23 protein-coding genes are annotated in these 25,968 nt (G+C 54.8%); 6 read left to right on the top strand and 17 right to left on the bottom strand.

Annotated elements, in window-relative coordinates; genetic code table 11:
* Positions 1-7 precede the first annotated feature (7 nt).
* Complete coding sequence (gene fliD / locus QGM61_RS13755) at positions 8-2,827, bottom strand: flagellar filament capping protein FliD (protein WP_281133298.1); 2,820 nt, start codon at positions 2,825-2,827, stop codon at positions 8-10.
* A 258-nt stretch (positions 2,828-3,085) separates the two neighbouring features.
* Here fliD and QGM61_RS13750 point away from each other — a divergent pair, with 258 nt between their 5' ends.
* Positions 3,086-4,108, top strand: a complete 1,023-nt coding sequence (locus QGM61_RS13750) for a hypothetical protein (protein WP_281133297.1) — start codon at positions 3,086-3,088, stop codon at positions 4,106-4,108.
* Between the two features lie 58 nt (positions 4,109-4,166).
* On the opposite strand, the gene QGM61_RS13745 is transcribed toward QGM61_RS13750, so the two are convergent.
* Positions 4,167-4,664 (bottom strand): flagellar protein FlaG, encoded by a 498-nt coding sequence (locus QGM61_RS13745; protein ID WP_281133296.1) that lies wholly within the window; start codon positions 4,662-4,664, stop codon positions 4,167-4,169.
* Between the two features lie 125 nt (positions 4,665-4,789).
* The gene (locus QGM61_RS13740) at positions 4,790-6,931 is read right to left on the bottom strand and encodes a flagellin (RefSeq protein WP_281133295.1); all 2,142 of its coding nucleotides are present in this window, start codon (positions 6,929-6,931) and stop codon (positions 4,790-4,792) included.
* A 254-nt stretch (positions 6,932-7,185) separates the two neighbouring features.
* Between QGM61_RS13740 and QGM61_RS13735 the strand changes: the two genes are divergently transcribed.
* Positions 7,186-7,533 carry a flagellar protein FliT gene (locus QGM61_RS13735; protein WP_281133294.1) on the top strand — a complete coding sequence of 116 codons (348 nt, stop codon included), beginning with the start codon at positions 7,186-7,188 and terminating at the stop codon, positions 7,531-7,533.
* Positions 7,534-7,610: 77 nt separating this feature from the next.
* Here QGM61_RS13735 and flgL read toward each other — a convergent pair whose 3' ends face one another.
* From flgL to QGM61_RS13670, 13 genes are all read right to left on the bottom strand, one after another.
* Positions 7,611-8,855, bottom strand: a complete 1,245-nt coding sequence (gene flgL, locus QGM61_RS13730; protein WP_281133293.1) for a flagellar hook-associated protein FlgL — start codon at positions 8,853-8,855, stop codon at positions 7,611-7,613.
* A 2-nt stretch (positions 8,856-8,857) separates the two neighbouring features.
* Positions 8,858-11,524 carry a flagellar hook-associated protein FlgK gene (flgK, locus tag QGM61_RS13725; protein ID WP_281133292.1) on the bottom strand — a complete coding sequence of 889 codons (2,667 nt, stop codon included), beginning with the start codon at positions 11,522-11,524 and terminating at the stop codon, positions 8,858-8,860.
* Positions 11,521-12,528, bottom strand: coding sequence for a flagellar assembly peptidoglycan hydrolase FlgJ (gene flgJ / locus QGM61_RS13720; RefSeq protein ID WP_281133291.1), 1,008 nt, complete (start codon positions 12,526-12,528; stop codon positions 11,521-11,523). Before flgJ ends, flgK begins: the two co-directional genes overlap by 4 nt.
* Positions 12,529-12,537: 9 nt before the next feature.
* On the bottom strand, positions 12,538-13,629 hold the full coding sequence (locus tag QGM61_RS13715; RefSeq protein WP_281133318.1) for a flagellar basal body P-ring protein FlgI: 1,092 nt from the start codon (positions 13,627-13,629) through the stop codon (positions 12,538-12,540).
* A gap of 128 nt (positions 13,630-13,757) precedes the next feature.
* Positions 13,758-14,426, bottom strand: coding sequence for a flagellar basal body L-ring protein FlgH (flgH, locus tag QGM61_RS13710; RefSeq protein WP_281133290.1), 669 nt, complete (start codon positions 14,424-14,426; stop codon positions 13,758-13,760).
* A 32-nt stretch (positions 14,427-14,458) separates the two neighbouring features.
* On the bottom strand, positions 14,459-15,244 hold the full coding sequence (gene flgG / locus QGM61_RS13705) for a flagellar basal-body rod protein FlgG (protein ID WP_237134507.1): 786 nt from the start codon (positions 15,242-15,244) through the stop codon (positions 14,459-14,461).
* A gap of 119 nt (positions 15,245-15,363) precedes the next feature.
* Entirely contained in the window at positions 15,364-16,104 is a 741-nt protein-coding gene (flgF, locus tag QGM61_RS13700) for a flagellar basal-body rod protein FlgF (protein WP_281133289.1), read from the bottom strand.
* A gap of 35 nt (positions 16,105-16,139) precedes the next feature.
* Positions 16,140-18,194 carry a flagellar hook-basal body complex protein gene (locus tag QGM61_RS13695; protein WP_281133288.1) on the bottom strand — a complete coding sequence of 685 codons (2,055 nt, stop codon included), beginning with the start codon at positions 18,192-18,194 and terminating at the stop codon, positions 16,140-16,142.
* A gap of 30 nt (positions 18,195-18,224) precedes the next feature.
* Entirely contained in the window at positions 18,225-18,905 is a 681-nt protein-coding gene (locus tag QGM61_RS13690; protein ID WP_281133287.1) for a flagellar hook assembly protein FlgD, read from the bottom strand.
* Between the two features lie 7 nt (positions 18,906-18,912).
* Positions 18,913-19,353: a flagellar basal body rod protein FlgC gene (gene flgC / locus QGM61_RS13685; RefSeq protein WP_237134511.1), complete on the bottom strand. Its 441-nt coding sequence runs from the start codon at positions 19,351-19,353 to the stop codon at positions 18,913-18,915.
* 2 nt (positions 19,354-19,355) lie between these two features.
* Positions 19,356-19,754 (bottom strand): flagellar basal body rod protein FlgB, encoded by a 399-nt coding sequence (flgB, locus tag QGM61_RS13680; protein WP_237134512.1) that lies wholly within the window; start codon positions 19,752-19,754, stop codon positions 19,356-19,358.
* A 208-nt stretch (positions 19,755-19,962) separates the two neighbouring features.
* A complete protein-coding gene (locus QGM61_RS13675) occupies positions 19,963-20,808 on the bottom strand; it encodes a CheR family methyltransferase (RefSeq protein WP_281133286.1) in 846 nt (281 codons plus the stop codon).
* 6 nt (positions 20,809-20,814) lie between these two features.
* On the bottom strand, positions 20,815-21,747 hold the full coding sequence (locus QGM61_RS13670; RefSeq protein WP_237134514.1) for a chemotaxis protein CheV: 933 nt from the start codon (positions 21,745-21,747) through the stop codon (positions 20,815-20,817).
* Positions 21,748-22,031: 284 nt separating this feature from the next.
* On the opposite strand from QGM61_RS13670, the gene flgA reads away from it, so the two are divergent.
* The 4 genes from flgA to QGM61_RS13650 all read left to right on the top strand — a co-directional run bounded on the left by flgA (position 22,032) and on the right by QGM61_RS13650 (position 24,464).
* The gene (gene flgA, locus QGM61_RS13665) at positions 22,032-22,784 is read left to right on the top strand and encodes a flagellar basal body P-ring formation chaperone FlgA (RefSeq protein WP_281133285.1); all 753 of its coding nucleotides are present in this window, start codon (positions 22,032-22,034) and stop codon (positions 22,782-22,784) included.
* Between the two features lie 145 nt (positions 22,785-22,929).
* Positions 22,930-23,256, top strand: a complete 327-nt coding sequence (flgM, locus tag QGM61_RS13660) for a flagellar biosynthesis anti-sigma factor FlgM (protein ID WP_281133284.1) — start codon at positions 22,930-22,932, stop codon at positions 23,254-23,256.
* Positions 23,257-23,265: 9 nt separating this feature from the next.
* The gene (locus QGM61_RS13655) at positions 23,266-23,739 is read left to right on the top strand and encodes a flagella synthesis protein FlgN (protein WP_237134517.1); all 474 of its coding nucleotides are present in this window, start codon (positions 23,266-23,268) and stop codon (positions 23,737-23,739) included.
* A gap of 17 nt (positions 23,740-23,756) precedes the next feature.
* Positions 23,757-24,464 carry a flagellar brake protein gene (locus QGM61_RS13650; protein WP_281133283.1) on the top strand — a complete coding sequence of 236 codons (708 nt, stop codon included), beginning with the start codon at positions 23,757-23,759 and terminating at the stop codon, positions 24,462-24,464.
* Here QGM61_RS13650 and QGM61_RS15290 read toward each other — a convergent pair.
* Positions 24,461-25,786: a TIGR04283 family arsenosugar biosynthesis glycosyltransferase gene (locus QGM61_RS15290; protein ID WP_317622193.1), complete on the bottom strand. Its 1,326-nt coding sequence runs from the start codon at positions 25,784-25,786 to the stop codon at positions 24,461-24,463. The genes QGM61_RS13650 and QGM61_RS15290 overlap by 4 nt on opposite strands.
* Positions 25,787-25,968 lie beyond the last annotated feature (182 nt).

Raw genomic sequence — 25,968 nt, 5'->3', positions numbered from 1 at the left:
GATCAGGTTATTTTTTGCGGTTTGGGGTCACCAAAGCTTCCAGCATTGGCAGCTGAGACTCCAGAAAACTGGCGGTGCTGTTGAAATTCGAGATAATGATTTCGTTGGCCAGGAACGAGGATTGCAGTCGTCGTTCGGTCAGTGCCAGTCGCTCCGCAAGATCAACGCGTTTTTCGGCGATGCGCTCAAGCTCGGCATTCAGCGAATCACTTCGACCTGTCAGCACACCATCACTACCCAACATGGAATCGATCAGTGCTGTCAGTCGACTGGCGACGCCTCTGAAGTAGTCAACCGTGCCGCGGTTGCCAACATCACCATCGGTTATGCGGATACGCAGCCCGGAGGCAGGATCGGCGTCACCGCTGGCTGCTGAGCCACTTTGACCGGCAGCCCCGGCCCCGGCTGCGAAGCCGAATACTGCCGCAGCATTTCCCTCCAGCGACGAGATCGTCACCGAGGAACTGGCACCGCGGCTGCCCGATGTCATTTTGAAGCCGCCGCTATCTGCGTCATAGGCGACGGTGACCGACTTGCCGGCAGCAATCAGCGCGGGATCGTTGTTAATGGCTGTCTGCAGGGTATTGGCCACCGCTGTGCTGCTGGTGTTGGCCAGAACGCCCAGGGTAATCTGCCCGGAGAGTACACCATCGACTCGCAGACGGAATTTGTCGGCAGCGGTGCTGGTGGACAGATCTCCATGGGCAGCATTGAGATAGTAGCCTGCGGTTTCAGGGTTCTCGCCCGTCGATGCGACCAGCACCTGACCCGTGCCGCGAGCCTCGACACCATTGATCAGACCAGCGACGTCGGTGCCGCGGATCGATGTAACCGGTTCACCTCGGCCCTCAAAAAGCCCCAGGCGCGTGGCGCTGGCAAGATTGATATCGCTGAAACTGATTTCATCGCCAGCATTGGCCGTCGAAAATACCAGTCGGGCCGTGTCGTCATCACTGTTGTAAACGTAGTCGACATTGACCGTGATACCATCCCCGGCAAGCGCCGCGTCTATCTGTGACTTAAGTGCAGCGGTCAATTCGTCAGGGGTGTTATAGGTAACGGGTGTGCCAGCGTCACCGGGCAGCGTCAGCACACCAGTGGTGGCACCATTGATTGTCAGGCTGTACTGGGTATCACTGTCTACCAGCAGAGGTGTATTAAAAAGCGAGCTGCTTTGCCCATCCGAGGTGGCCAGAGAGCCAAGCTCCAGCCCCTGGTAAGGCCCCTGCCCCTCTTTGACGAGCCCCAAGGTCGCAGCCGTGGCTGAATCAACCTCGATAATGCGAATAGCCGATTCACTGCCGAAACGGTTTGAGGTCATTTCAAAGCGCGACTGATCACTGTTGTATGTCACGGTTACCGAGTTTGCAGTCTCGATCAGTTCGCTGCTGCTGTTTACCTGCCGTTGAATTTCCTCAGCCAACAGTTCTGCCGTGGCATAAGTACCCTCGGTCAGATCGATACTGACTTCTCGGCTGTTCACAAAAATATTGAAGCTGTTATTGGCATCAGTAATGTCGATATTGCCTGCCGCCAGAGCCGATACGCCTATGCCCTGATAGCGTCCGGCCTCTGCCATGCGCGTAATTTCCAGGCTGTAACTACCCGGCTGGGTCGCACTGCTGGCAGAGACATAGGAGACGTTTTCATCACTCGGAATGCCAGTGGTGGCAAACAGGGCAGTAATCGCCTTCGGATCTGCCTGAAACGCCTCCTGGAAGGCGGAGCGGTCAAACTCCATCATGTAGTCATTGAACTGGTTGGTCGTCACACCGACTTCTGCCAGCGAGCCATAGGTGGAGCCCAGCGAAAAAGAGCGCAGCGCAGAGTTAACCTGGTTCATGATCGTGCGAATACCACGATCACCGGTAAGCACGCTGCCCTGGCCGTTTTCTCCGGCATCCGGGTTAAAGGCGGTCAGCACATCAGTCATGGTTTTCAGCGCGTTGTAGCTATCAACAACGCCCTGCACCTTATCCATCAGGTCTGACGGATCTTTGCTGATGGTCAGGCTTGCGGGACCTGCAGACACGCCTTTCAGATTCAGTGTCACACCGGGGATGACGCCACCCACCAGATTGCTGTTTCGGGTGATGGCCAGACCGTTTACTGTAAATTCGGCATCCTGGGCCAGCTGGGTCTGCTGCATATCCTGGCTGCCCAGATTGTAGTTGAAGGCACCCAGCGATGCAGACCCGGTGGCAGTGATCTCCATACTGTTGTTGGCGCCACCGTCGGTTGAGGTAAACAGCAGGCGAAACCCGGTGCCATCATCAACAATTGTGGCCTGCACACCAATCTTGGCCTTGTTGACGGCATCGCGGATGCCAGCGAGCGTGTTGTTGCTGCTGTTAATCGTGATCGAGCGTGACTGCTTGTCTGGGTTGACCGTAAAGCCCTGATAGGCACTGGCCCCTTCAAACTCGGTTGTACCAAAACGGAATGTCAGACTGCCGACGCCAATGGCCTCGGTGGTAGACTCATAGCTCTGGGTTGCCAGGGTATGTTGCTGAGCCAGCTTTTGAACATTGATACTGTAGTTGCCATCAACGGCAACGCTACTGGCTGTTGCGGTGAGCACTGAGTCATTGCTGCTATTGGCCTGGCTCGCATTAAACGCAGACACACTGTTGAGCTGTTTGACCGAGGTATTGAAGGTCGCCAGCATGCTTCTGACTTCACCAAATGCCGACAGACGGGCTTCCGCAATATCCTGGTCACGATCCAGTCGTGCCGTGGCAGGCGCGCGCTCTGCCTCGACCAGCTGCTCAAGCAGATCGCTGGTAAGCAGTCCAGAACCAATACCCAGAGACTGAATTGTTGCCATATGTATGAAGCCGTTTTGATTGCGGTGCGTTTGTTGATCCTGAGCTCTGCAAAGCAAATTTCACGCCAGCAGCCTCAGGCCCGCCAATACAGGCGATTCAGTACTTATGTCGACCTGCTGCGGAGAATCTTGACCTTTGTAGCGGCAAAACCTTGCCGCCAACTGACAGGTCAATGTGCTGGTCAGGCAGGACAGTCAGGGATTGTGACTGAATCCACATAGGGCTAGAATCTCAGGCTCGACCTAGGAGAAGAAGCTATGTTCAATAGACCCTACACCCTCGCCTGCACTGCGGTTTTGTGTGCTGCACTGCTGCCCTTCGGCGCCCTGGCGCAGGAAGATGATTATGTGGTACCGCGCACCTGGGATGGCGCACCTGATTTGCAGGGTGTCTGGCGAAACGCCACTGTCACACCGCTGACCCGTCCCCGCGAACTGGGCGAACGACGTGCCTATACCCGCGAGGAGGCCTTCCAGCTGGAGCGCGCCGCGCAACTGGAAGTCGAGCAGGACAATGAGCCGCTGGACCCAAATCGCCCGCCACCTCCAGCTGAGGACCTCCCTCCAGTCGGCAACTACGACCTGTTCTGGACGGATCGTGGTATGTTCATGCCGACTATCGACGGCGAATACCGCACCTCCATCATCATTGATCCACCCAATGGTCAATTGCCCGGTTATACCGAGGAATTTCTGGCTGCGCGTGCGGAGGAACGGGCAACTGGTCCCGATCCCTTTGACGGCCCTGAGGGACGCGGTGTCGGCGAGCGCTGCCTGCTGGCATTCGGCTCCAACTCCGGGCCACCCATGCTGCCAGTTATGTACAACAGCCACTACCAGATCGTGCAGTCCCCGGGCTACGTGGTGATTGTTGTGGAGATGGTTCACGATGCGCGCATCATTCCCATACAGGATGAACATGACCCGCATGCTGACGTATTGAACAAGTGGATGGGCGATTCAATCGGTCGCTGGGAAGGTGACACGCTGGTTGTGGAAACCCGTCACTTCAACCCCTGGCAGAGCTTCAGAGGGGCGTCAGAAAACCTGACAGTCACTGAACGCTTCAGACGCGTCGCAGACGGCAAGATCATCTACTCGTTCACTGTGGATGATCCGACCGTGTTCGAGTCCAGCTTCACCGGTGAACTGGCGCTGACTGCGTATGATGACCCGCTGTACGAGTACGCCTGCCACGAAGGCAATTATGCCCTGGCCGGTACACTGGCAGGCGCCCGCCTGGCAGAACAGGAAGAACGCGAGGCTGCGCAGGAGGACTGAGGTCCCCTGCCGCCGCCCCGGCGCACTAATCAGTATCCCGACCGGGATCAAATGAAAATCAAACCTGGGTTTTAAACAGCGAGATGGACTCTTCGGAGTCCAGCTTGCGCGCCAGCTCCAGGGCTTCCTGCGAATCAAACTGACGCAGCACCTGGCGTGACTCACGATCAACCACCGTCACCGAGGGCTCCAGACTTTCTGCATCGATATCAAATATCAAATCGCGCTTTACCGTCTGCACGTACTCATTAAGGCGCGTGACAGCGCGTTCCAATGCCTCATCGTCGGCAAGTGGCTCATCAGCTGCGGATGGGTCTGTCGACCTCGCTGGACGGCTCTGGGAGCGATTTTCGCTGTCTCTTGAAGTATTGTGTTGCTGGCCGGACGGATTCTCCTGTTGACGCTTGTGCTGACCAGAAGATTCTTCGTCGTATTTGTCCTGCAACGGGTTGTGGGAAGGGTTGGCATCAAGGTCGTTGTCCACCGATTCCACGGACTTGACCTTATCCCTGGCCACCAAAGCGGGCTGGAATCGGGTAATACTGATCTCACTCACAGCACATCTCCCAAACTCGCTCCACGTCCTTTACGTTACCCGGGCACAAAAAAGTCCGCCCGGCTTCTACCGTATTATCGGTAGTCACCGGGCGGACTTTAGGGTCTCAGCTTACTTTTTGAGAATTAACCCAGAAGCTGCAGAACCTGCTGGCTGGAAGCGTTAGCCTGGGCCAGCATGGACACACCAGCCTGCTGCAGCGCCTGGTTACGGGCCAGGTTGGCTGCTTCAGCCGCGAAGTCCGCGTCCTGGATACGAGAGTTGGCAGCTGAGAACTTCTCGGAAGTTGCTGACAGGTTCTCGATGGTAGCAGAGAAACGGTTCTGTACCGCACCCAGCTCAGAACGTGCTTTGGTGATTGAACCCAGCGCGTTGTCGATTGTAGCCAGCGCGTCAGTTGCACCCTTCTGAGTAGACAGGTCTACCTCAGTCAGACGCTGACCAGTTTCGGCACCACCGTAAGTGCCAGCTTCAAAGCCAGCAGCTTCCAGAGCAGAATTACCATTCTCGCCAGCGCTGACTGTGAACTGACCGCCAGACTTCAGGGTCACTGTTGAGTAGGTAGTAACGGCTACTGTGTCGGCATCAGTTGTAGCTGTTGCATAGTCAGCAGCACCAACAGCAGAGGCGTTCAAACCAAACATCGCTGCGCTCGGACCTGCACCGGTGTTAGCAGCTGCATCGTTATCAAGAGCCATCACGATGTTGCGGCCATCTTCTGCGGTCAAAGTGAGACCTTGACCGTTGTCCTCAGCGACAACACCAGTTTGTCCGCTGACAGAGTTAATCTGCGACACAGCGTAGGCACGGTTCTCTTCCGCAGTGCCCTGCACTGTCATGGAGATATCGACGCCATTGATGGTCAGAGTACCGGTATCACCGATTGAGCCAGCAGGTGTAGCAGTGGTAGTACCTTCAACTACGTTAGCATTGGCAGTCGCGGTAACACCTGTTGCATCAGAAACTCGGTTGATAGCCTCTGCTTTGGAGATTGCAGAGCCTGTTTTTGCGCTCGAGTCTGCACCATTGTAAGAAGCGGTGTCATAGCTGGCGTAAGCAGCCCCTACGCTGATGCCATTGATTACCAGGTCACCAGAAGCAAGTGACGCGCTGGCTGAGCCAAGTGCGTTTGTCGCGCTAACCTGTTCAGTTGATGTCGCTGACTCACCTGCGGAGTAGTTACCAGCGGTGAAACCAGCGTTAGCAACGTTACTACCACCGATTTCGATGCTGTTAACACCAGACTGTGCGACCAGCGTCACGCCACCCGTGTAAGTACCGGCTGCTGCCAGACCAGTGGTTGCCTCGTCAAGCGTTGTAAAGCTCAATTCGATATTGCGACCATCGGCTGCTGCCAGAGTAACACCCAGGTTGTCGTCGCCAGAGTCGATCGCAGTAACACCTGTCAGGTCTGATTGCGCATTAATTGCTGCAACAACAGATGCACGGCTGGAGGCTGCGTCGTCGCTGGTATCAATAGCAATTGAAGTACCGTTGATGGTAACTGAACCAGAAGTAGCTGACGCCGTCATTGCGGAGCCGGCTGCGATGTTGGTATCAACAACTGCTGTTACACCAGACTCATCAGATACACGGTTGATGGCTGCCGCTTTTGCGATAGCACTGGTATTAGCAGCATCTGTAGACGCTGAGTCGTCAGAGGCACGGGTAGCGCCGACAGAAACACCATTGATAGTCAGTTCACCATTCTGCAGGGCTGAACTGGTCGCTGATGAAGTCACGCCGTTCTGGGCTGCAACACCCAATGAGTCAGCGCTCAGTTTGCCGATAGTAACATTGATGGTTTCACCAGCGTTGGCGCCAACCTGGAAAGAAGAGTTGTAAGAACCGTCCAGCAGTTTTACGCCGTTGAAGTTTGCAGTGTCAGCCACGCGGCCTACTTCTGCGATCAGAGCCTGGGCTTCTGAGTTCAGCAGCTCACGGTCAGCATCAGAGTACGAACCGTTAGCTGACTGTACCGCCAGTTCACGCAGACGCTGCAGAGAGTCGTTCATGGAACCCATGCTCGCTTCTGCTGTTTCTGCCAGAGAGATACCGTCGTTAGCGTTACGGACCGCAACGTTCAGACCGTTGATCTGGGAAGTGAAGCGCGTGGAGATCGCCAGACCAGCGGCGTCGTCTTTTGCGCTGTTGATACGCAGACCTGAAGAAAGACGCTCGAGAGCCTGGTTGGTACCAGCCTGTGAGCTATTCAGGTTTCGCTGCGCGTTAAGTGAAGCAATGTTGGTATTGATGACTTGAGCCATGCTTGTTTACTCCTGAGTTTACACATTAAAACCGGACCGCATATCACCGCGTTCAAACCGCTCACTGCTATGCGTTACCCGGTTTAACGACACGGAAAAACAAAGCTTTAGGCACTTTTCAACAATTTTTTGGGGTTCGTCAGAAATTTTTTTTCTTTAGAATTTTTTTCTGCTATTGTGAACGATATAAATGACATCACAATTCTCCCTCTCCGCACCCGGCTATTCCACCTACTCAAAGTGCAGCATGAACCATGGTCAGCCAGTATCAAATAGATCTTGAAAAACAAAAACTTGCATGGAGAGACATACTTGATATGTCTGGCCGTCTGCTGTCGCTTGCCGAACAGAATAACTGGCAACAACTTGATACATTACACGCACTGAGAGACAAAAAACTCGAACAGTTTTTTAACCAGGCGATTGCTGTCGAACTGGTAGAAATCATTCAACAGGACATCAAAAAAATTCAGGAACAGGATCGCCACATCGTGCAGCTACTGGCATCACAACGTGACGCGCTGGGTAACGAAGCGCGAAATCTCAAACAGATGAAACGGCGCCTGAACGAATATTTATCGGCAGATGACAGAAAACTTTAGCACCCGATCCATTCAGTCAACGAACAGTCGGGTACCAAAGTGAATGAAGTGAAAATACAGCGCGTATGTACGCGGCTTTATAACATGTTGAACAGCGAAAGCCGCGTGATCTTGGTAAAGGTTGCCTGAGCTGCCTCTAGCACAAAGGTCTGTTGTGTCAGCTGACTGATAGCCTCCGCGTAGTCCAGATCGGACAGCTCCGACAACGTTGTACGCACCACCAGTTCAAAATCTGCATTACTGGCTTTTGCCGCGTCAACCTGATTCAGTCGCGAGCCAACTGCAGCACGCGTATTCAGCAGCTTTTCCTGTGCGTTACCAAGATTGCCAATCGTGTTTTCGATTGAGCTGGCCAACTTGGTGCGATCCGCAGCGCTGTCTGAGAATCGTCCCAGGTCAGCCACAAAATCCTCCAGACCTTCCAGCAGACCTTTGCGCGCGGTGGATTCCAGCGTGAAGGTATCACCGACAGCCGGACGCCCTTCAATGTTAACCTGCGCACCTTTAATATTGATACCGCGCCCCGGCACAAACGGCACGTTCTCGCTCAATACCCGTCCGTCCGATATCTGTTTGACGGTGTAATTCATGCCAGGTGGCGCTACTTCATTATTCGGGCGAAATTCGATCGTGACACTTTCCGGATAGAAATTGCTGAACTGTTCCTGATCAGTAATGAACGGTTTGCTGATAGTTGCCGGGGGCTGTGCCTGATTGCCTGCACCTGCACGCGCGACAGCAGATGGCGTTGCGCCAGGCACATCCATAAACACCTTATACCCCGAATCATTGGCAGCGATAGACGTCACCGGGCCCGCCTGAATGAATCTCTGCCCCTGATCGCCGTTGTATTGATAACGGCCATCAGGCCCTTTGACGAATGGCTGGGTCTTGCCCTGGTAACCGGCAAACAGGAACTCGCCATTAGCGTCACGGGCGTTCATTTCCTGCGCCATGGCATCGATGACAGACTGCAATTCCGTAGCAATATAACCACGCTCGTTGGCACTGATGGCGCCATTACCGGCGGTCGCCACCAGTTCCTGAGCTCTCTGTATCAGGTTACTGACGCTGCCCAAGGCAACTTCTTCGCGCTCCAGCCGGCTTTTAAGCGTTGACAGGCTGTTGTTGTATTTATCAAGACCCGCCAGTTCCTGATTGAGCTGGAGTATTCGGGTCGAAGCAATAGGGTCGTCGGCTGGCGTCAAAACACGTTTTTGCGTCGCTATCTGTTCCTGCGTTTTACTCACCGCCTTCTGCACATCCAGCATCGGGTTGAGCGCTCGCGTAAACAACTGACCGGTTGATAATCGATAGCTCATGATTACATTCCTAACAAGGTATCAAAAAGATCACGCGCCAGTGTGATCAGTCGTGCCGAAGCGTTGTAATGTTGCTCCAGCTGAATCAGTCGGGCGGCCTCCTCTTCAAGGTTGACGCCGGATACCGACTGCGAGGCATCCATGGACTGGCGCAGCATGGATTCACTGGCATCCACATTGACGCGAGCCTGACTGGTCAAAATACCCACGCGTTCAGCCAGCTGGCCATAAACGTCCTGATAGTTCTGCGTGCCATTGCCCAGCAAACTGCTGTCCTGAAGCGCCAGCATCTGCGAGCCGTTGCGATTATCTGCGGTACCATCAGTGTTGTAGGCAATCATGAAACGATCGCCAGCCCTGGGTTGCCCGCCCGGACCATTACCACTTGTCATCACCAGTTGAATGCCGGTGTAGTTGGACTTGGCTTCCGGTGCCTGACCAAAGACACCATTGGCCTGGTTCGATGTAATGTCTGTATTGGCAGCAAGCCGGACTTCGACGGTACCGCCAATGGTAACTGACACCGGTGTTCCGGCCGGAGCTACCAGATCAGCAGCCTCGCCCATGCGTACTGAACCACCAGCATCAAGGTTGAAGTCAAAATCTTCACCACTGGTGCCATAGATGCGCAAATTGATGCCATCGCTTTTTGCATAGATGCCCTGAGCCTGCAGGGCTGGATCATTGTTGATGCGATCACGCAGAAAATCTGGCGTGAGCGGATCAGGAATTGCTGAGGGCTGAGCTTGACCCGGTGCTGTCCAGTTCACATCGGTCAGATTGGCACCATTGAAGCTGATCTGCAGTGGATTACCAGGCGCACCTGGTTGGAAATCCGTCAGCTCGATGAAAGTGTGTGCCGAAGCATCCACACCATTTAGACTTGAGAGACGGGCCGCCATGCTGGCTGCGGACTCATTAAGCGCCAGCGCCAGTTGTTGCTCTTTAATAAAACCGGTATCCGGATCAGTGGTCTGGATGCGCAGTGTTTCGCCGGGATATCCATTGTTGGTACTGCCGATCTGCAGTTGTGCCACCGCAGCGCCTTGGGAAACAACCGTGGTACCACCTGGTGTCGACGGCAGCATTACATTATTGGCACCCGGCGTAAACGTCAGGTTGGTTAATGGCGGATCCAGCGGTACCGGGTTGGCGGGATCCGAGTAATCCAGAACATCATAGGTCGTTGCAGACGTGAACCTGACAATCATCGGTGGACTCAGCGCACCACCATCACTGAAGGCAGGTGTGTCGATGGTATCGACCCGTGTTGTGACTACTTCAGCCCCGCCCTGGTTTGCCATCGATGCGCTCGTTTTTACGGGCGATGCAAAAGCGAACTCCTCTGCTCGGGCAATCTGCACGTTAAAAGAGGTAACGGCGCTGCTGACAGGTCGGATCAGGAAGCTGTCGCGCTGCTGGAAGGTTCCACCATCAACTTTGATGCTGAACCCGTCATCCACTTTAAGAACCTGCGGAAACGTCGTACTAAGCATGCCTGACATCATCACCTTGTCATCAGACAGACGTTTCAGCACATACTGCCGACCGGAACCGGGGAAACTCAGCTCGTAATTACTGCTGTTGAGTTTGCTGACGTCATCTATGGTGACGCTGAGTTCACGATCCGCGGGTGGGCGATTATCAGGAGACGCCACAACACGTCCAGCTGCAACAGTCGGGTGATTAATATCGGTAAAAATATTGCCACCGAGACTTCCCTCCAGATCCATACCAAGCTGGTTCTGCTCATTCAGTTTCGCCGCCAGACCGGTCGCCAGCAAGCCTACTGAACCCAGCGCTGGCTGCAGCGCGTCCTCACGAAAACGCAATAACCCACCAACACTGCCTCCGCTCAACAGATAGGTAATGTTCTGGGAATCGACTTTATTAGATATAGCCAGGTCGAACTGAGTCGGATCAGGTTCACCAGGTATTGTTCGCAGCTGAAAACTGTTGGTTCCGGCCACCAGTGGCTGCCCCTGACCTATGTAAATATCGAGACCGCCTCCCTGTCTGGCCGAGGTTGTCACATTGACATAGGAGCCCAGCTCGCGCACCAGCAGGTCCAACTTGTCCAATAGATCATTGGGTGCACCGGATTCAAAAGTGGCATCACCAATTGACTGGTTCAGGGCCGCGATCTGACGTCCAAGGGCGGTAATGTTTTCGGCGGCGCCCTGCAGCTGTTTGTTCACGGCAATCTTCTGCTCTTGAAGTCGCGCGTCAACTGACTTGAAGCCCGCTGACAACTGTTGCGCCTGCGTCAACAATAGCTCACGTCCGAGCATGGAACCGGGCTCATTGACTGACTCATTCAAGGCATCAAAGAATTGATTCACGTAGCTGGACAGATTGGTCTGTTCGGAAGCCAGCAGATTGTTGATCTGGGTCACATTGGTCAGATAGGTTTCTGAGTCGCTCAGGCTGCCAACATCACGCAGCACCTGATCCACCAGATACTTTTGCGAATTACGCACGATCTCATCGACTGAGACACCTGTGCCAATAAAACCGGCAGCCGTACGAATGGCCTGATTCGTCGACTGATTGACCGACTGTCGGCTGTAGCCTTCCGTATTGGCATTAACAATATTTTGACCGGTGACCGACATGGCGGTCTGGTTCAGGCGAATACCGGTAATGGCCGTATTCAGCAGCGTACTCATCGGACATTCACCTCAACTAACGACGAACCACGGTTTGAAGCCACATTGAGCACCGGACTTTGCATGACGCGATTAATTTTGTCAGCGTACAGAGGATCTGTAGCATACCCGGCTTCCTGCAGGTGATGCACAAAGCGTTCTGGCTGGGCAGCATGTTCAACCGCCTGACGATAGCGTGGCTGGTCCTGAAGCAACTGTACGTAGTCGTCAAAACTATCCTGATACGAGTTGTAGGCGCGGAATCCGGCATTCTCCCGCTGCATGACACCGTCTCGGAACTCCAGAGTGCTGACCGACACTGAGTCACCAGACCAGCTGCCACCTGATTTGATACCAAACAGGTTAAAGCTGGGCTTGCCATCAGCGCCAGTTATCATCTTCTGGCCCCAGCCTGTTTCCAGAGCCGCCTGGGCGATCAGCGCACGCGGGTCGGCACCCAGCTGGGCAGCTGCTTTGCGCGCCATCGGCATCAGTGTCTCAACGAAGTGGGCCGGGCTGTCAAATCGGGCCGGCACACTTGGAACCTTGACGGTAGCGGCGCTCACCGCTGGTTTGAGTTCTCGAACAGACATAGCTGTTGGCGCCTGGAACTCACGATTAGTGGCAGCCGCCGCTGGGGGCTCAACAGTGGCGCGGCGGCGCCAGTCGTCATTCATCGGCTGCTCAGTGGTCCTGGCTGCGTCAGGAATATATCGTTCCATCATTTGACGGTGCAGTGCGTCAGCCAGACCAACACCACCGCTGGTTGCCATATGCAGTGCCACCTGCTGGTCCATGTTTTCGCGGTGAAACTTCATTTCGTTACTGTTCATGAAGTTGTCAGAGAACAACGCGTCCTCTCCTGCCCGCATGCCCTTGAGCATCATGCCAAGGAACATGGCCTCAAACTGCTGCGCGACCGCACGCAGGGCCTCGGGAGAATCCTCCCTGCCCACGCGATTGATGGCATTCAGCCCGTTGAGGTTGGTGAAAACCGATGCATCTGACAGGTTCATGGCGGTCATGTCAGGTCCTCAGATCACGACCAGTTCGGCGCGCAGCGAGCCGGATTGTTTCAGGGCTTCCAGAATGGCCGCCAGATCTCCTGGCGCCGCACCCACGGCGTTGATGGCCTGCACGATGTCTGACAGCGTAGTGCCGGCATCAAACAGGAACATGCGGTTGTTTTCCTGCTCAACGGTAATGTCCGACTGGGGTAAAACAACTGTTTCGCCATCACCAAAGGGAGCGGGCTGACTGACGGCAAAACCTTCAGAAATAGTGACGCTCAGGCTACCGTGTGTGATAGCGGCAGGTGACACACGTACATGCTCACCAATCACGATAGTACCTGTACGCGAATTGACAATCACACGCGCCGGCGCGTCGCCCTGATCCACCTGAATATTCTCCAGCTCTGACATGTAGGCCACACGAGACTGACTGTCGGCAGGTGCACGTACCTGAATCGATACAGCGTCGATTGCAGAGGCTGTGCCCTCGCCCATGAAGTCGTTGATCGCCCTGGATACACGTCGCGCCGTGGTGAAATCAGCACGCTTGAGATTAAAGGTGATGTGATCGCCACTGTTGAATGCGGTCTGCACTTCTTTGACCGTCATGGCGCCACCAGGAATTCGTCCAACACTGGGGATATTGATGGAGATGCGTGAACCATCAGCACCCTCGACACCAAGACCACCAACGATCAGATTGCCCTGAGCAGTGGCATACACTTCACCATCCATACCCATCAGGAAGGTGCGCTCCAGCGTGCCACCACGGAGACTGTCGGCATTGGCCAGGGACGAAACAGTGACATCAATCTGCTGACCTGGCTTGGCGAACGGTGGCAGCTCTGCCTGAACGGAAACGACCGCAACATTGCCCAGCTGAAAGTTCTGACCCTGGGGAATCGGAATACCGAACTGATCAAGGTAGGCGCGAAACGATTCGGCAGTGAACGGTGCCTGTGTAGTCTGGTCGCCCGTACCATCAAGGCCAGTCACCAGACCGACACCTACCAGCTGGTTGGACTGCACGCCCTGCAGGTCGGCAATATCCTTGAGCCTGTCGGCCTGCGCCGGCGCTACCAGAACTGTCTGCAGCACAATCACCAGGCTCAGCGCAACATGGCTGACACGAGCCAGAGTATTTTTAGTACGTTTTGTCTGCACAGCTTCCTTCCTGTCTGTAAAAATCTGTGTGAGCAACATGGTCTGTTAAGTCCTGTAGAGTCTGTTTCAGGCGCCGCTTACAGCGGCCACCACTTGCTGACAAAAAACTTGCTCAGAATGCCCGGTTCATTCGCATCGGCCAGTGTGCCTGTGCCACTGTAGGCAATGCGCACATCGGCGATACGGGTTGAGGGCACGCTGTTGTCTGAAGCGATATCTTCTTTGCGAACCAGGCCGCTGATGCGGATGTATTCAGCGCCGCGGTTCAGTTGCAGCCACTTTTCACCACGCACTTCCAGCAAACCATTTGGCAGCACATCAGTCACTGTGACTGTGATATTGCCGAACAGCTGGTTGCTCTGATCGCTGTTTGAAGATCCATCAAACTCAGCACTGCCACCAAGCGATGAGTTAGTGTCTATATTGGTGCCAAACAGGGTCATGTCTGCCACTGTATTGCTGCTGTCACGGCTGAAGGACGTGCCGGCAGATTTACTGGCAGTGGTTGATTCGTTCAGGTTGATAGTCAGTACATCACCCAGTCGGTAGGCGCGGCGCTGATACAGGTTAGTCGCGGTGGCAGCCTGATAAATTGACCCGTTGACAGGTGCCTGCTCACGATGCTCGCCTACCCAGACAGGCGCGTAGCGTGGATCGTCCGGTGCCGGTGGTTGTGGCATTTGAACCACGCAGGCGTTCAGTGCCATCAAAGCGAACAGTGCAACTATCAGACGATGTGTTTTCATAGCGTTTCTCTCAAGCTCTGAACATTAACGGTTTACAGATTCTGCGTGACGAACTGCAGCATCTGATCAGCAGTAGAAATAACCTTTGAGTTCATTTCGTAAGCTCGCTGCGTCGTGATCATGTCGACCAGCTCTTCAACCACTTCCACATTGGAGCTTTCCAGTGAGCCCTGCTCAAGCGTACCCATGCCGTTCTGGCCTGGTGCTGCCTGCTGCGGGTTTCCGCTGGATACAGTCTCTGCATACAGGTTGCCGCCCAGCGCCTGCAGGCCAGCCGGATTAACAAAGTCCACCAGATTCATGTTGCCGATATTTGAAGTGGTAGCCTGCCCCGGCAGTCGCACACTGATCACGCCATCGTCACCAATGGTCAGGCTTTGCGCATCCTGCGGAATGGTGATTCCCGGCGCTACCAGGAAGCCCTGTGACGTCACCAGTTCACCGTTACCATTCATATGAAACTGGCCATCACGGGTGTAGGACGAGCTGCCGTCAGGCATGATCACTTCGAAAAATCCACGCCCATTGATGCCCACGTCCAACGACTCACCAGTAGTCTGCAGGGAACCCTGGCTGAACAGCTTCTGCGTGCCGGCAACCTTGACACCCGTACCGATCTGCAGGCCAGATGGCAGTTCGGTGTTCTGCGTAGAGTTGGCGCCTGGCTGACGCTGGATCTGATACAGCAGGTCTTCAAAAACCACACGATCCTTTTTGAAACCATTGGTCGCAACGTTGGCCAGGTTGTTCGATACAGTGGCCAGGCGGGTGTCTTGGGCACTGAGGCCGGTCTTGGAAACATAAAGTGCTGCGTGCATGTTGTTTACTCCTGAGCTGTCGCCCCTGTGGGCCCGTTGTGCTCGTATCTGTCGCTGACGTTACTGCCGTTTCTTGCCGTGTTTAGATCTTTGTTACTACTCTCGATTACTGCTCTCTATTACTGTATCTGCAAAAGCCGTGCCGAACTTTCAGAGTTCTGCTGAACTGTCTGCATGAACTTCACATTCATCTCGTAGTTGCGGGCCAGGCTGATCATCTCAACCATGGAATCAACCACATTGACGTTGCTGCCTTCCAGGTAGCCTGATGCCAGCTCAACCTGCGCATCTGCAGGTGTTTCGCCGCCATCGACGCGGCGCATCAGGCCGTCAGTGCCCTTGACCAACTCCTGCGGCTGAGGATTTACCAGCTTGATGCGATCGATTGCGGCAAGTACCTGTGCACCCTGTCCCAGCTCACGAACCGAGACCGTACCATCGGCACCAAACTCAACATTCTCGTGCGGCGGCAACACCACGGGACCATTGTTGCCCAGCACCGGCAAACCGCTGCCGGTCAGCAGCTCGCCAAACACACCCAGCTGCAGGTCGCCAGCACGTGTGTAGGCTTCACTGCCGTCTGGCGCCAGCACGGCAATGTAGCCTTCTCCTTTCACTGCCATGTCCAGCGAATTGCCAGTCTGCTGCAGTGGCCCGCGGGTAAAGTCAGTGCCAGGATTTTCAGTCATGCTGTAAACCCGTGACGGCATGCCAGGCCCGTAGACTGCCATGGAGCGCGCCTGCGCCAGATCTGCCTGAAAACCGGTGGTGCTGGCGTTAGCCAGGTTGTTGGCATGAATGGTCTGCGCCTGCATTGCCTGCGAGGCGCCAGTCATACTCAGATAAAGTGCTCTGTCCATGTCAATCTCCGGTTTTCAGGCTTTACTGCCAGTAATTACAGGTTGATGATGGTCTGGGTTGCGTCATCAGTGGCAGAGATGATCTGCGCGGCCGCCTGGTAGTTGCGCTGAGAGATAATCAGCTGTACCAGTTCGGTCGGCAGGTCCACGTTGGAGTCTTCCAACGCGCCTGACTGAATCGCACCCAGACCTGCTGTGCCGGCACCCGATACTGAAGCGGCGCCAGACTCACTGGTTTCAGCAAACTTCGTGCCACCCAGGTTTGCCAGGCCGCTGGCGTTTGCAAAGTTGGCCAGTGCCACTTCACCCAGTACCTGTGACTGACCATTGGAGAATCGCGCAGAGACCAGACCACGTGTGTTGACTTCCAGGCCCGTCAACTGACCTTTGGAGAAACCATCCTGGTTGTTGGACTGAACCGAGAAGTCACCACCGAAAGCTGTCATGGAAGACAGATCGATTCGGAAGTTGGAGTTGGTGGTCTGGTCAGACACGTTGGCGTTTCCTGGGACAGGGCCAGCACCAATACGTCGACCGGAGCTGTCGACCGGATACCAGTTGGTAATCTCGATAAACTGCTGGTTGGGGTCGAAACGACCAGTGTCATCAAAGCGCAGATCAAATCGCGCCAGTACCGGGTCACCAGTCGATGAGTTGGGATCGTAACCGATGTTACGGCCATCAATCTGGAAGTAGACGCTCCACAGGTTGGTGTCACCGGTATCGTCCGGACGTTCTTTGACAAAGTACATGGCCAGCGAGTGCCGGGTACCTACTGAGTCGTAAATCGAAATTGCCGTGGAACGATAGTAGGTTTCCGGGTTGCGCGGATCAAACTGGTTGGATTCGAAGGCGGTGCCGGTCAGCGCGTCTTCGGCAGAAATATCGCCAAAGATGGTGAATGCGTCTGATGGATCAACCGGGTTTCCTTCCAGGTCCTCGTCGGTGGTCCGCAGGGACACGTTCTCGTCCAAGGTGAACTCAACAAAACCACCCATGGTCATGATGTCGCCAGCTGACACGTTAACCACGGTAGGAACACCCACCGGAGAATAAACGCCCGTAGTTGCATCCCGGGTTGAGCCCTCGAAGCTCAACGCACCACTGGGGTTGCCACCCGCGTTGATGCGAATATCCGCACCAGTAGAGTGGGTTACCCTGACACGTGTGCCATCGACCGTTGCATTTAGATTGTTGAGCAGTGCGTTAATTTTGTTGGCCAGATCCTGCAATGGGTTCGTGGCAGTCAGATCAACAACAATGTCCCGGCCATTGATGGCGAAACGCATCTGGTTATCCGCATCCGCGCCGTCCTGCAGGTTGCTGATGTAACCCACGGTGGTACCCACCGCCGCCACGCCTTCAACGCCGGCGAACTGTTGCGCTACCGCGTTGGCCGATGCACCCGCTGCGATGTCGAGCTGCTGGGTTTCACCGCTTGGCGTGCGAACTACCAGGCTGGTGGCAGTGTACGGGTTGAGCTCCGAATTGGGGTCACTGTCCGGTGAAATCATGGCGCCGTTCAAACGCGGCTGGCTGCTGTTGCCACCATTGGAGATATAGGTAGATCCGATCACTGCGGATGGCATGGCCGCCGCATCCAGGTTGATTTCACTTTCAACCAGCGTGGTGGCGCGCGGCTGCAATTCGCCTGTTGTTACGCGCAGGTCAGTCAACGGACCACCACCAGTTGCCTGACCGGATTCTGAAGGTGCAAAACCCTGCAGGCGTTCGCCTGTGTTGGTCACAACGTAACCAAAACGGTCAGTACCGAATGCGCCGGCACGTGTGTAAGCAGTACCTGACTCGCCTGAGAGAATAAAAAAGCCTTCGCCGTTGATGGCCAGGTCAAGGGTGTTTTCGGTGAAGCTGATGTTGCCCTGGTTAAAACTCTGCTGAATACCCTGCAAGGTAACACCACTACCCTGCTGAGTGCCGCCGCCACCCAGTACTGATGCCGCGTATACGTCACCAAAAACCGCCTTGGAACTCTTGAAGCCGTTGGTTCCGGCGTTGGCGATGTTGTTACCGGTGACGTTGATTTCCTGTTGTGCCGCGTTAAGCGCACTCAAACCGATAATAAAGCTCATCTGACACCTCGCTGATTAATTACTTTTCGTTTAGTTGATTTGCAAAATTTCAGACATCGACACAGGGCCGACACCGGCCAGGTTCAATGTCAGTGAACCGGATTTTTCTATCGTGACACTGTTGACGTTGGCACTCAGATAGGTGGGCACCTGCTCTGTTATGCCGTTTCGGCTGACACTTAGTTCAAAGCTGTATTTGCCAGGCGGATAACGCTCGTCATTCGCATCTGTGCCCGTCCAGAAAAACTCCTGACGGCCATCGGTCTGCTCGCCCAGACCGAACTGATCAACAACTTTGCCGCTGGCATCGTAGACACGTAATGTCGCCGACTGAGCGCCGCCATCGAAGTCAGCCAACACACTGATCGCCCCGCTTTCACCCAACTGCGTCGTGTTTGTTTTGACATGCACAGGACGACCCACCAGCGACGTTGCCTGCAGGTGCTGGGCGGACTGGAAAGCAGACGAGAACTGCTCGAAACTCTGTGTCATCTTCTGGGCTTCTTCCAGAGAGGAAAATTGCGCCAGCTGGGAAATAAATTCGCCATTATCCTGGGGGTTGGTAGGATCCTGATTCTCCAGCTGCGCTATCAGCAGTCGCAGAAACTCGTCGCGGCCCATTTCGTTTTTGGTTTTCTTTTCTTCCTGATTACCATAGTCCGACAGGATTTTACTGAGTGCATTGCCGCCTGCGCCGTTGATTTCCATCATCGTCTCCTTATGCCTGACCCAGTGTCATCACTCGCTGCATCATCGTGCGCGCGGCTGACATCACTTCAACGTTAAGCTGGAAGGAGCGCGAGGAGGAGATCATGTTGGTCATCTCCTCAACGATGTCTACATTGGGGTAGTAGACATAGCCGTCTTCGTTGGCCATCGGGTGACCGGGCTCGTGGCGGGCCTGCAGCGGACGGGCGTCTTCGACCACACCCGCGACACGAACACCGACAGCTGCCTGCTGACTGTTCATCGGACCAAACGGGTCCTGCATGGCGGCAGTCATCATCGGTGCAAAAACGGCATGGCGCGCCCGATAGGTCTGGTCGGCACTGCTGGCGGCGCTGTTGGCATTGGCCATGTTGCTGGCCGTTGTGTTCAGTCGCAGCGACTGCGCGCTCATGCCTGAGCCGGCGATATCAAACACCTGCGTCAGATTCATGCTTATTCTCCTTTCAGGGCTTTCTGCAGCCCGGTGAATTTACTGTTCAAAAACTGGAATGAAGCCTGGTGCTCCAGAGCGTTGCGGGCGAATGCCGCATTTTCGACCTGCTCATCAACGGTGTTGCCGTCCAGTGAAGGCTGTGATGGAACGCGGTACATCTGCTCAGCAGAAGCCATGGCGGGCAGCCCACTGATGTGGCGGCTGTGAGTGCGGGTAATGTCTACACTGCGTCCGGCGCCACTGGCTTCGGCCAGAAGTGCGGAAAAATCCATGTCACGCGCTTTGTATCCGGGCGTGTTGGCATTGGCTATGTTATTGGCAAGCAGCGCCGTACGCTGGCTGCGCAAGGTAAGCGCCTGTTCGTGCATGCCGAGGGCATTTGAAAAATTGATGGCCATGGGTCGCTCCACTGATTGCATTTGGCTTTTCTGGAGCTAGTGTGAGCAAATCCCGTGCCAGAGATTATTTTTTAATTATTACAGACACTTAAATCATTATTGCCGAAGTAACGGCAAAACATTGCCCAACAGCTTTGCCGGTTGGCGGCAAGATGTCGGCCAGGAAGAGGAAATCGAGGAGTTGGTGAATTAAATCACTGAGTGACGATCAACTACGGTAAACGCTGGTATTGGTGCTGACACGTTCCATCGTGTAGAGACCGTTCAGAGCACCTGGCAGCGATTCGGAAGCACCGAGCATAAGATAGGAGTTGGGATTCAGCGACCCATGCATACGCCGCAGGATGTCGGCCTTGAAGTCAGCCGCGAAATAGATAAGCACGTTGCGACAGAAAATGATGTCAAAGCGCCCCAGGCCCGCATAGTTATCCTGCAGATTGAGTTGTTTGAAGGAGACGCGCTGTCGAATCGAATCCTTCAATTTGTACCGCCCGCCCGCCAGCTCATCAAAGAACTGCCGCCGACGCGCCTCGCTCAATCCACGACTGACACTCAAACCGTCGTATTCGGCCAGGCGGGCACTGTTCAGCACGGTCATGGAGATATCAGTAGCGATAATTTCGGGCTCGCGCATCAGTGCACCCGGATTCCTTGCCTTGAATTCATCAATGATCATGCTGATTGAATACGGCTCCTGCCCGGACGAGCACGCGGCCGACCAGATGCGCAGACTGGGACGCTTCTCTTCAAGCAGCAGCCGCGGCAGAATGACATCCCGAAGTGTGTCAAATGGGGCGATGTCGCGAAACCAGAAGGTTTCGTTGGTGGTCATCGCATCGATAACCGCCTCTTTGAGATGCGGCACAGTACCCTGATGGATGCGTGACACCAGCGAAGTCAGATTGGCGAAACCATGCTGCTCCATGATGCGGCGCATGCGGTTGGCTACCAGGTACTGTTTGTTTTCGCCCAGCACGATGCCGCAGGCCTGACTGAGAAAGGTCCTGAAAGCCTGGTAGTCGGCATCACTGAACTGTGGTGACTCGTGCGTCATCGTGTGTCAGGCGGCTGGCTGGCGCAGCTCCAGTTGCTTCAGAACTCGCTTGGCAAGCTCATCCGGGTGGAATTTAGCCAGAAAATCGTCGGCGCCTACCTTTTCCACCATGGCCTGGTTAAACACACCACTGAGTGATGTATGCAACATGACATGCAGTTTGCCCATGTCCGGATGGTTCTTGATTGAGGCCGTCAGCGTGTAGCCATCCATCTCCGGCATCTCGATATCGGAAATAACCAGGATGTACTTATCAATGGGATTGATCCCCTCGTTGATCAGACCACGCAGATGATTAAGCGCCTGCTTGCCATCATTGAGTACTACCGTCTGCAGACCCAGCGCTTCGCAGCATTTGCGGATCTGCGCGCGGGCAACGCTGGAATCATCAACAATAAGCACCGTATTCAGTTCGGTTCCGCGTTTGCCACTGTCAATCAGGGCATCGCTAAGACCCACGGTGGCAGGCGATACTTCGGCCAGGATGCGCTCTACGTCTAGAATCTCGACCAGCTTGCCTTCCACCTCGGTAACCGCTGTCAGGTAGTGCGCTCGACCGGAACCCTTGGGGGGTGAACAGATGGCCTCCCAGTTAAGGTTGACGATACGGTCGACTCCCTGCACCAGAAATCCCTGCACGGAATTGTTGTATTCAGTGATGATAATGAAGCACTTGTCCACATCCTGCAGCGGACGTCCACCGGTAGCCGCATTAAGATCCATGATGGAAATGGTGCGGCCACGCACGTAAGCAACGCCGCGCACCACATGACTGCTGTGCGGCAGCACGCTCAGCGGTGGGCAAGGCAGCACCTCTTTGACTTTGAATACGTTGATGCCGTAGACCTGTCTGCCGTTGAGTCGGAACATCAACAGCTCCAGACGGTTCTGGCCAACCAGCTGGGTTCGTTGGTTAACACTGTCCAATACGCCTGCCATCTCAGTCTCCTGCGGTGTAGATTCGCTAATGTAGCGGGCCTGAGCCCTGTCTTTTCTTTATATCGACAGGATGTCGAGTTTCATAAGTGCAAAAATTGATACACGCCATGAAGCTGCTGACAATGCCTGTGGCCTGGTTAAACCACACACAGGCTGGTTGCCCTGCTCTTCCCGGCAATGCTTAGCGGCATGTTTTTTGCTTTCTTTACTCCAGAAAGCAATATCAGACCAATTACGGCCCTTTTCAGGCCGTCGATGACAAAAAGCGTCAGGGTTTTGACAGTATGAAGCTTGTTAGCACTAATTTTTTCTCGCATACTGCCGCTATTTACGCAGTGGCGCGGCACTTATTTGCCGCCTTGATGCTGCTTTGGGTGCCAGTTTCAGCTTTGGCGCAGACATCATCGGGGGCACAGCAGCTGCTGGACGCTGCCTATCAGGCATTACAGTCAAACTGGTCGGATCAGGGCGATCGTGTAGAAATCGAAATGGCGTCCATTGATCCCAGGCTGCAGATTCCAGTGTGTCAGGTACCTCTGGAGAGTAGTCTCAACTCGCTGGGTTCCGGAAACACCGGGGGTCGGGTGACCGTCAGGGTCAGTTGTAGTGACAACGCCCCATGGACGCGCCATGTGGCGGCGCAGGTAAAGGTTTATAGAGAAATCGCTGTAAGCTCGAGAGCTCTGGAACGCGGTGTGCGCATCAACCCGCCGGACGTCGTGCTGGAAGAGCGGGATGTCAGCCAGATTCGCGGCCAGATACTCGAATCGACTGAGTCTGTAGTTGGACAGGTATTGCGACGTTCATTGCGCCCGGGCGATGCCTTGACGCTGGACATATTAGAGGCCCCGACGCTGGTCAGGCGCGGCGACACCGTAGTCCTCACGGCAAGCCGGGGTAGCGTCAGCATTCGTCATACTGGCACGGCGATGCAGGATGGTCAGCAGGGGCGGCAGATACCCGTCCGCAATGACCGCTCGGGACGTGTCGTACAGGCCATCGTGATCGCTGAGGGCGAGGCAGAGGTGGTTTTTTGACGCAACACGACAAAAACACATCAAAAACACTAAAGTTAGACATTTATCGGCCGTTACATTGGTCAGGAAGGTAATACTCTTTTTGAGAAGCTCGTTAAACGCTGTCTCCTGACAGCATCTGACAGCTAATTACAGGTATTTGATTATGGCTATTTCATCGATCGGCAATTCTTCATCTGCTCCGGACAGTCGCTCAACTGTCAAGCAGACTGACGGTCAGGCAGCCACTGGCGCCAACACCAGCCACAGCCGTACCGACTCTCAGGGCGAAGCTCAAAGCCAGACAGTGGATGCTGTTTCGATCAGCAGCCGTGCCGCTGACCTGCAGGCGCTGGAAAGCAGCGTTCGTGCACTGCCAGATACTGACGCGGCGCGTGTCAGTGAATTGCGTGACAAGATTCAGTCCGGTAACTATTCAGTTGACAGCCTCCGGCTTGCTGACAAGATTCTGGCATTCGAGAAAAACCTGTAAACGGGCTGCATGAGCGACAACGAACTGCAGCACCTGCTGCAAGATGACCGCGAGAAACTGGATGCCTTGTACGAAGTACTTCAGGCGGAGCGCAGTTGTCTGGAAAAGCGGGACCTTGATCAACTCAACAGCCTGCTGCAGAAAAAACAAACGCTGCTGGGTGCCATCGAAAACAACGATTTCCGACGCCGGCAACTTCTACAGAAGGCTGGCCTGCCTGCCAGCCAGACCAGCCTGTCCCAGCTTAAAGCACTGCTCAAACAGAACAGTTCTCACGCGGTTGACCTGCTTGATGCAATTGAGCACCGGCTGCAACAATGCCGCGAGTTGAGTGAAACGAACAAAATAATCGTGCACCGCAGCAAGCTTAATACCCAGCGTGCACTGGCGATTCTTCATGGTTCCCAACCGCTGGAGAATGTTTACAATAGCCATGGCACCACCGGTTCAAGCACCATCAAACGCGATCTTGGCAATGCCTGAATAACAACGGACATACCATGACAGGCAGTGAACGATACTACACTTCGGCGGGCGATATTTTTAGTGTGCTCAGGACATTGCAGGCTGACCGCTCTCCCATCAATATCCAGTTCCAGTCACTGACGACTCCGTTCAGCACTATCGTGCTGCACGTCAATCTGCGCGAAAAAGTATTTCACCTCGATGAATTTTCACTGCCGGTTGCACACAAGCGGGCAATTGAGGGTGACCCATTTGCAATCTACGCTTCCATCAATGGCATCCGTGTTCACGCCAAGGACCTGGTGGTTAAACGGGTTGGCCTCGATCGCGACGGTGAATTCTACGAAGTCGCATTTCCGGAACGATTGCTTTATCTGCAGCGACGTGATGCATTCCGTGCCTGGGTCCCGACAACGATGTCAACAGACGTCGTTTTGACTCGTAAAAATGAACTTCCCAAGGTCAAAGGGCGGTTACAGAACATGTCGGCCACCGGATTCCGGGTTGTCGTGGAAGGAAGGCTCAAGCCAGACTTTGAAATGCTGGAGTCGATGCAGGCGAAAATGGAATTGGCTCTGGTTGAACATACCCTTGATTGCCCCGTCGAGGCGGTTTACTCACAATTCGCGCAGGAAACCAATCAGACTATCTGTGGATTCCAGTTCGGGAATCTGGGCCGCCAGGATCAGGTCAGCATTAACCGCTTTGTCACCCAGCTGCAACGCAACAGTATCGTCGATTAGCTTTCAGCCAGCAGCGCCTCCAACCTCGGCAGATCCTCAGGACGATCGACATCCCAGCGCGGTTCCAGCTCGGCCCAGGATATCCCTGCCGACTTCAATCGCTGCCGGGTCTGCTCCATAACCTGACCGCTTCCCCATGTGATTTCTGAAAATAGTGCACTCAGCGTCTCACTCGCAAGCGGTGCCGCCAAGCCGATAAGGACATAACCTCCGTCCTCGGCGGGTCCCAGCACAACCGGCACACCCTGTCTCAGGCAGTCCAGTGCCCGCCTGATATATGGCAGGTCAACCGACGGACAATCCGAACCCACGATCACCACTGCTTCCATGTGCGCCAGCGTGTGCTGCGCAGCTTGTGCCATTCTCTCGCCCAGACTCGCGCCGGATTGATAAAAAACAAATCCCGCAGCTCCCAGCCCCTCAAAGAACGCCTCTTGCCCCGGTTCAGACGCCCACAATTGTGCCGGCAGCAGGGTTTGATGGCCCAGCTCCCGCCAGGCCCGTGCTATCAGCTGCTGATGCAGACGCAGCGCCCCTTCTTCCCCCAGTAATGGCTGCAGGCGTGTTTTAACCTGGCCCTGGCGTGGCGTCTTGGCAAATAACAATAACCTGGCGCGATCACATTCGTGACGGCGCATCTGGCCGTAATATCGCTGATGCAGTCTTGCGGGCGAGACACCCAATACGTACATCAGGCGCAGCCACCACATCAATCCGATGGTTTTCCAGAACCCATGCCGGTCCCATCGGCGCCCTGAGCTGATGGCTCTGGCCTTGATATTCAAGGGCCTGCCAAATCGGCGCAGCCGCTTGCTCAGGGCGATGTCTTCCATCAAGGGCAGATCAGGCATGCCTCCGACACGTTCTAACAGCTCGAGCCTGACAAAGATGGCCTGGTCGCCCGTTGCCACTGATGTCAGCCGCGACCGCCAGTTCATCAGCCATGCAACCATCGGCAAGCCCCTGCTCTGACCATCGAGATGCACGTCAAACCGGCCCCAAAGCCGGCCACTGCTCTGCAGCCCTGAGGTAATCAGCTGCGCTGCCGCTTCCGGCAAAATTGTATCGATATGGAGGAATAACAGGATGTCGTGGCTGGCTAATTCGATGCCTGCTGCCATTTGTCGGGCACGACCTGGCGGTGTAGCGACAATTATATGATCAGCAACATCGCCCGCGACTTGCAAGGAGTCGTCATGACTGCCACCATCGGCAATTATCAACTCATGACCCGCCTGTTTCAGCCGATACAAAGCAGGAAGCTGGCGACGTATAGCCAGTGACTCGTTGAATACCGGAATGATGATACTGATCGCAGACACGCCGCGCAGATTACTCTGCCACGCAGCGGCTGTAAATGCTGATTTCCGCTGGGTGATTCAGCCTGTGTTCAGGACCGGATGCTGATAATCGGTGTTGTAAAGAAAATCAGCAAAAAAGTGTGTAACAGGGCTATGCGAAGGCAATATAAAGGCGGATAATACCGCGCCATTATCGGTCGCCG

The sequence above is a fragment of the Pseudohongiella sp. SYSU M77423 genome, from assembly GCF_029911965.1.
GTDB lineage: Bacteria > Pseudomonadota > Gammaproteobacteria > Pseudomonadales > Pseudohongiellaceae > Pseudohongiella.
Note: the sequence above shows the minus strand (reverse complement) of the source record. Positions and strands in the feature narration are given on the sequence as shown.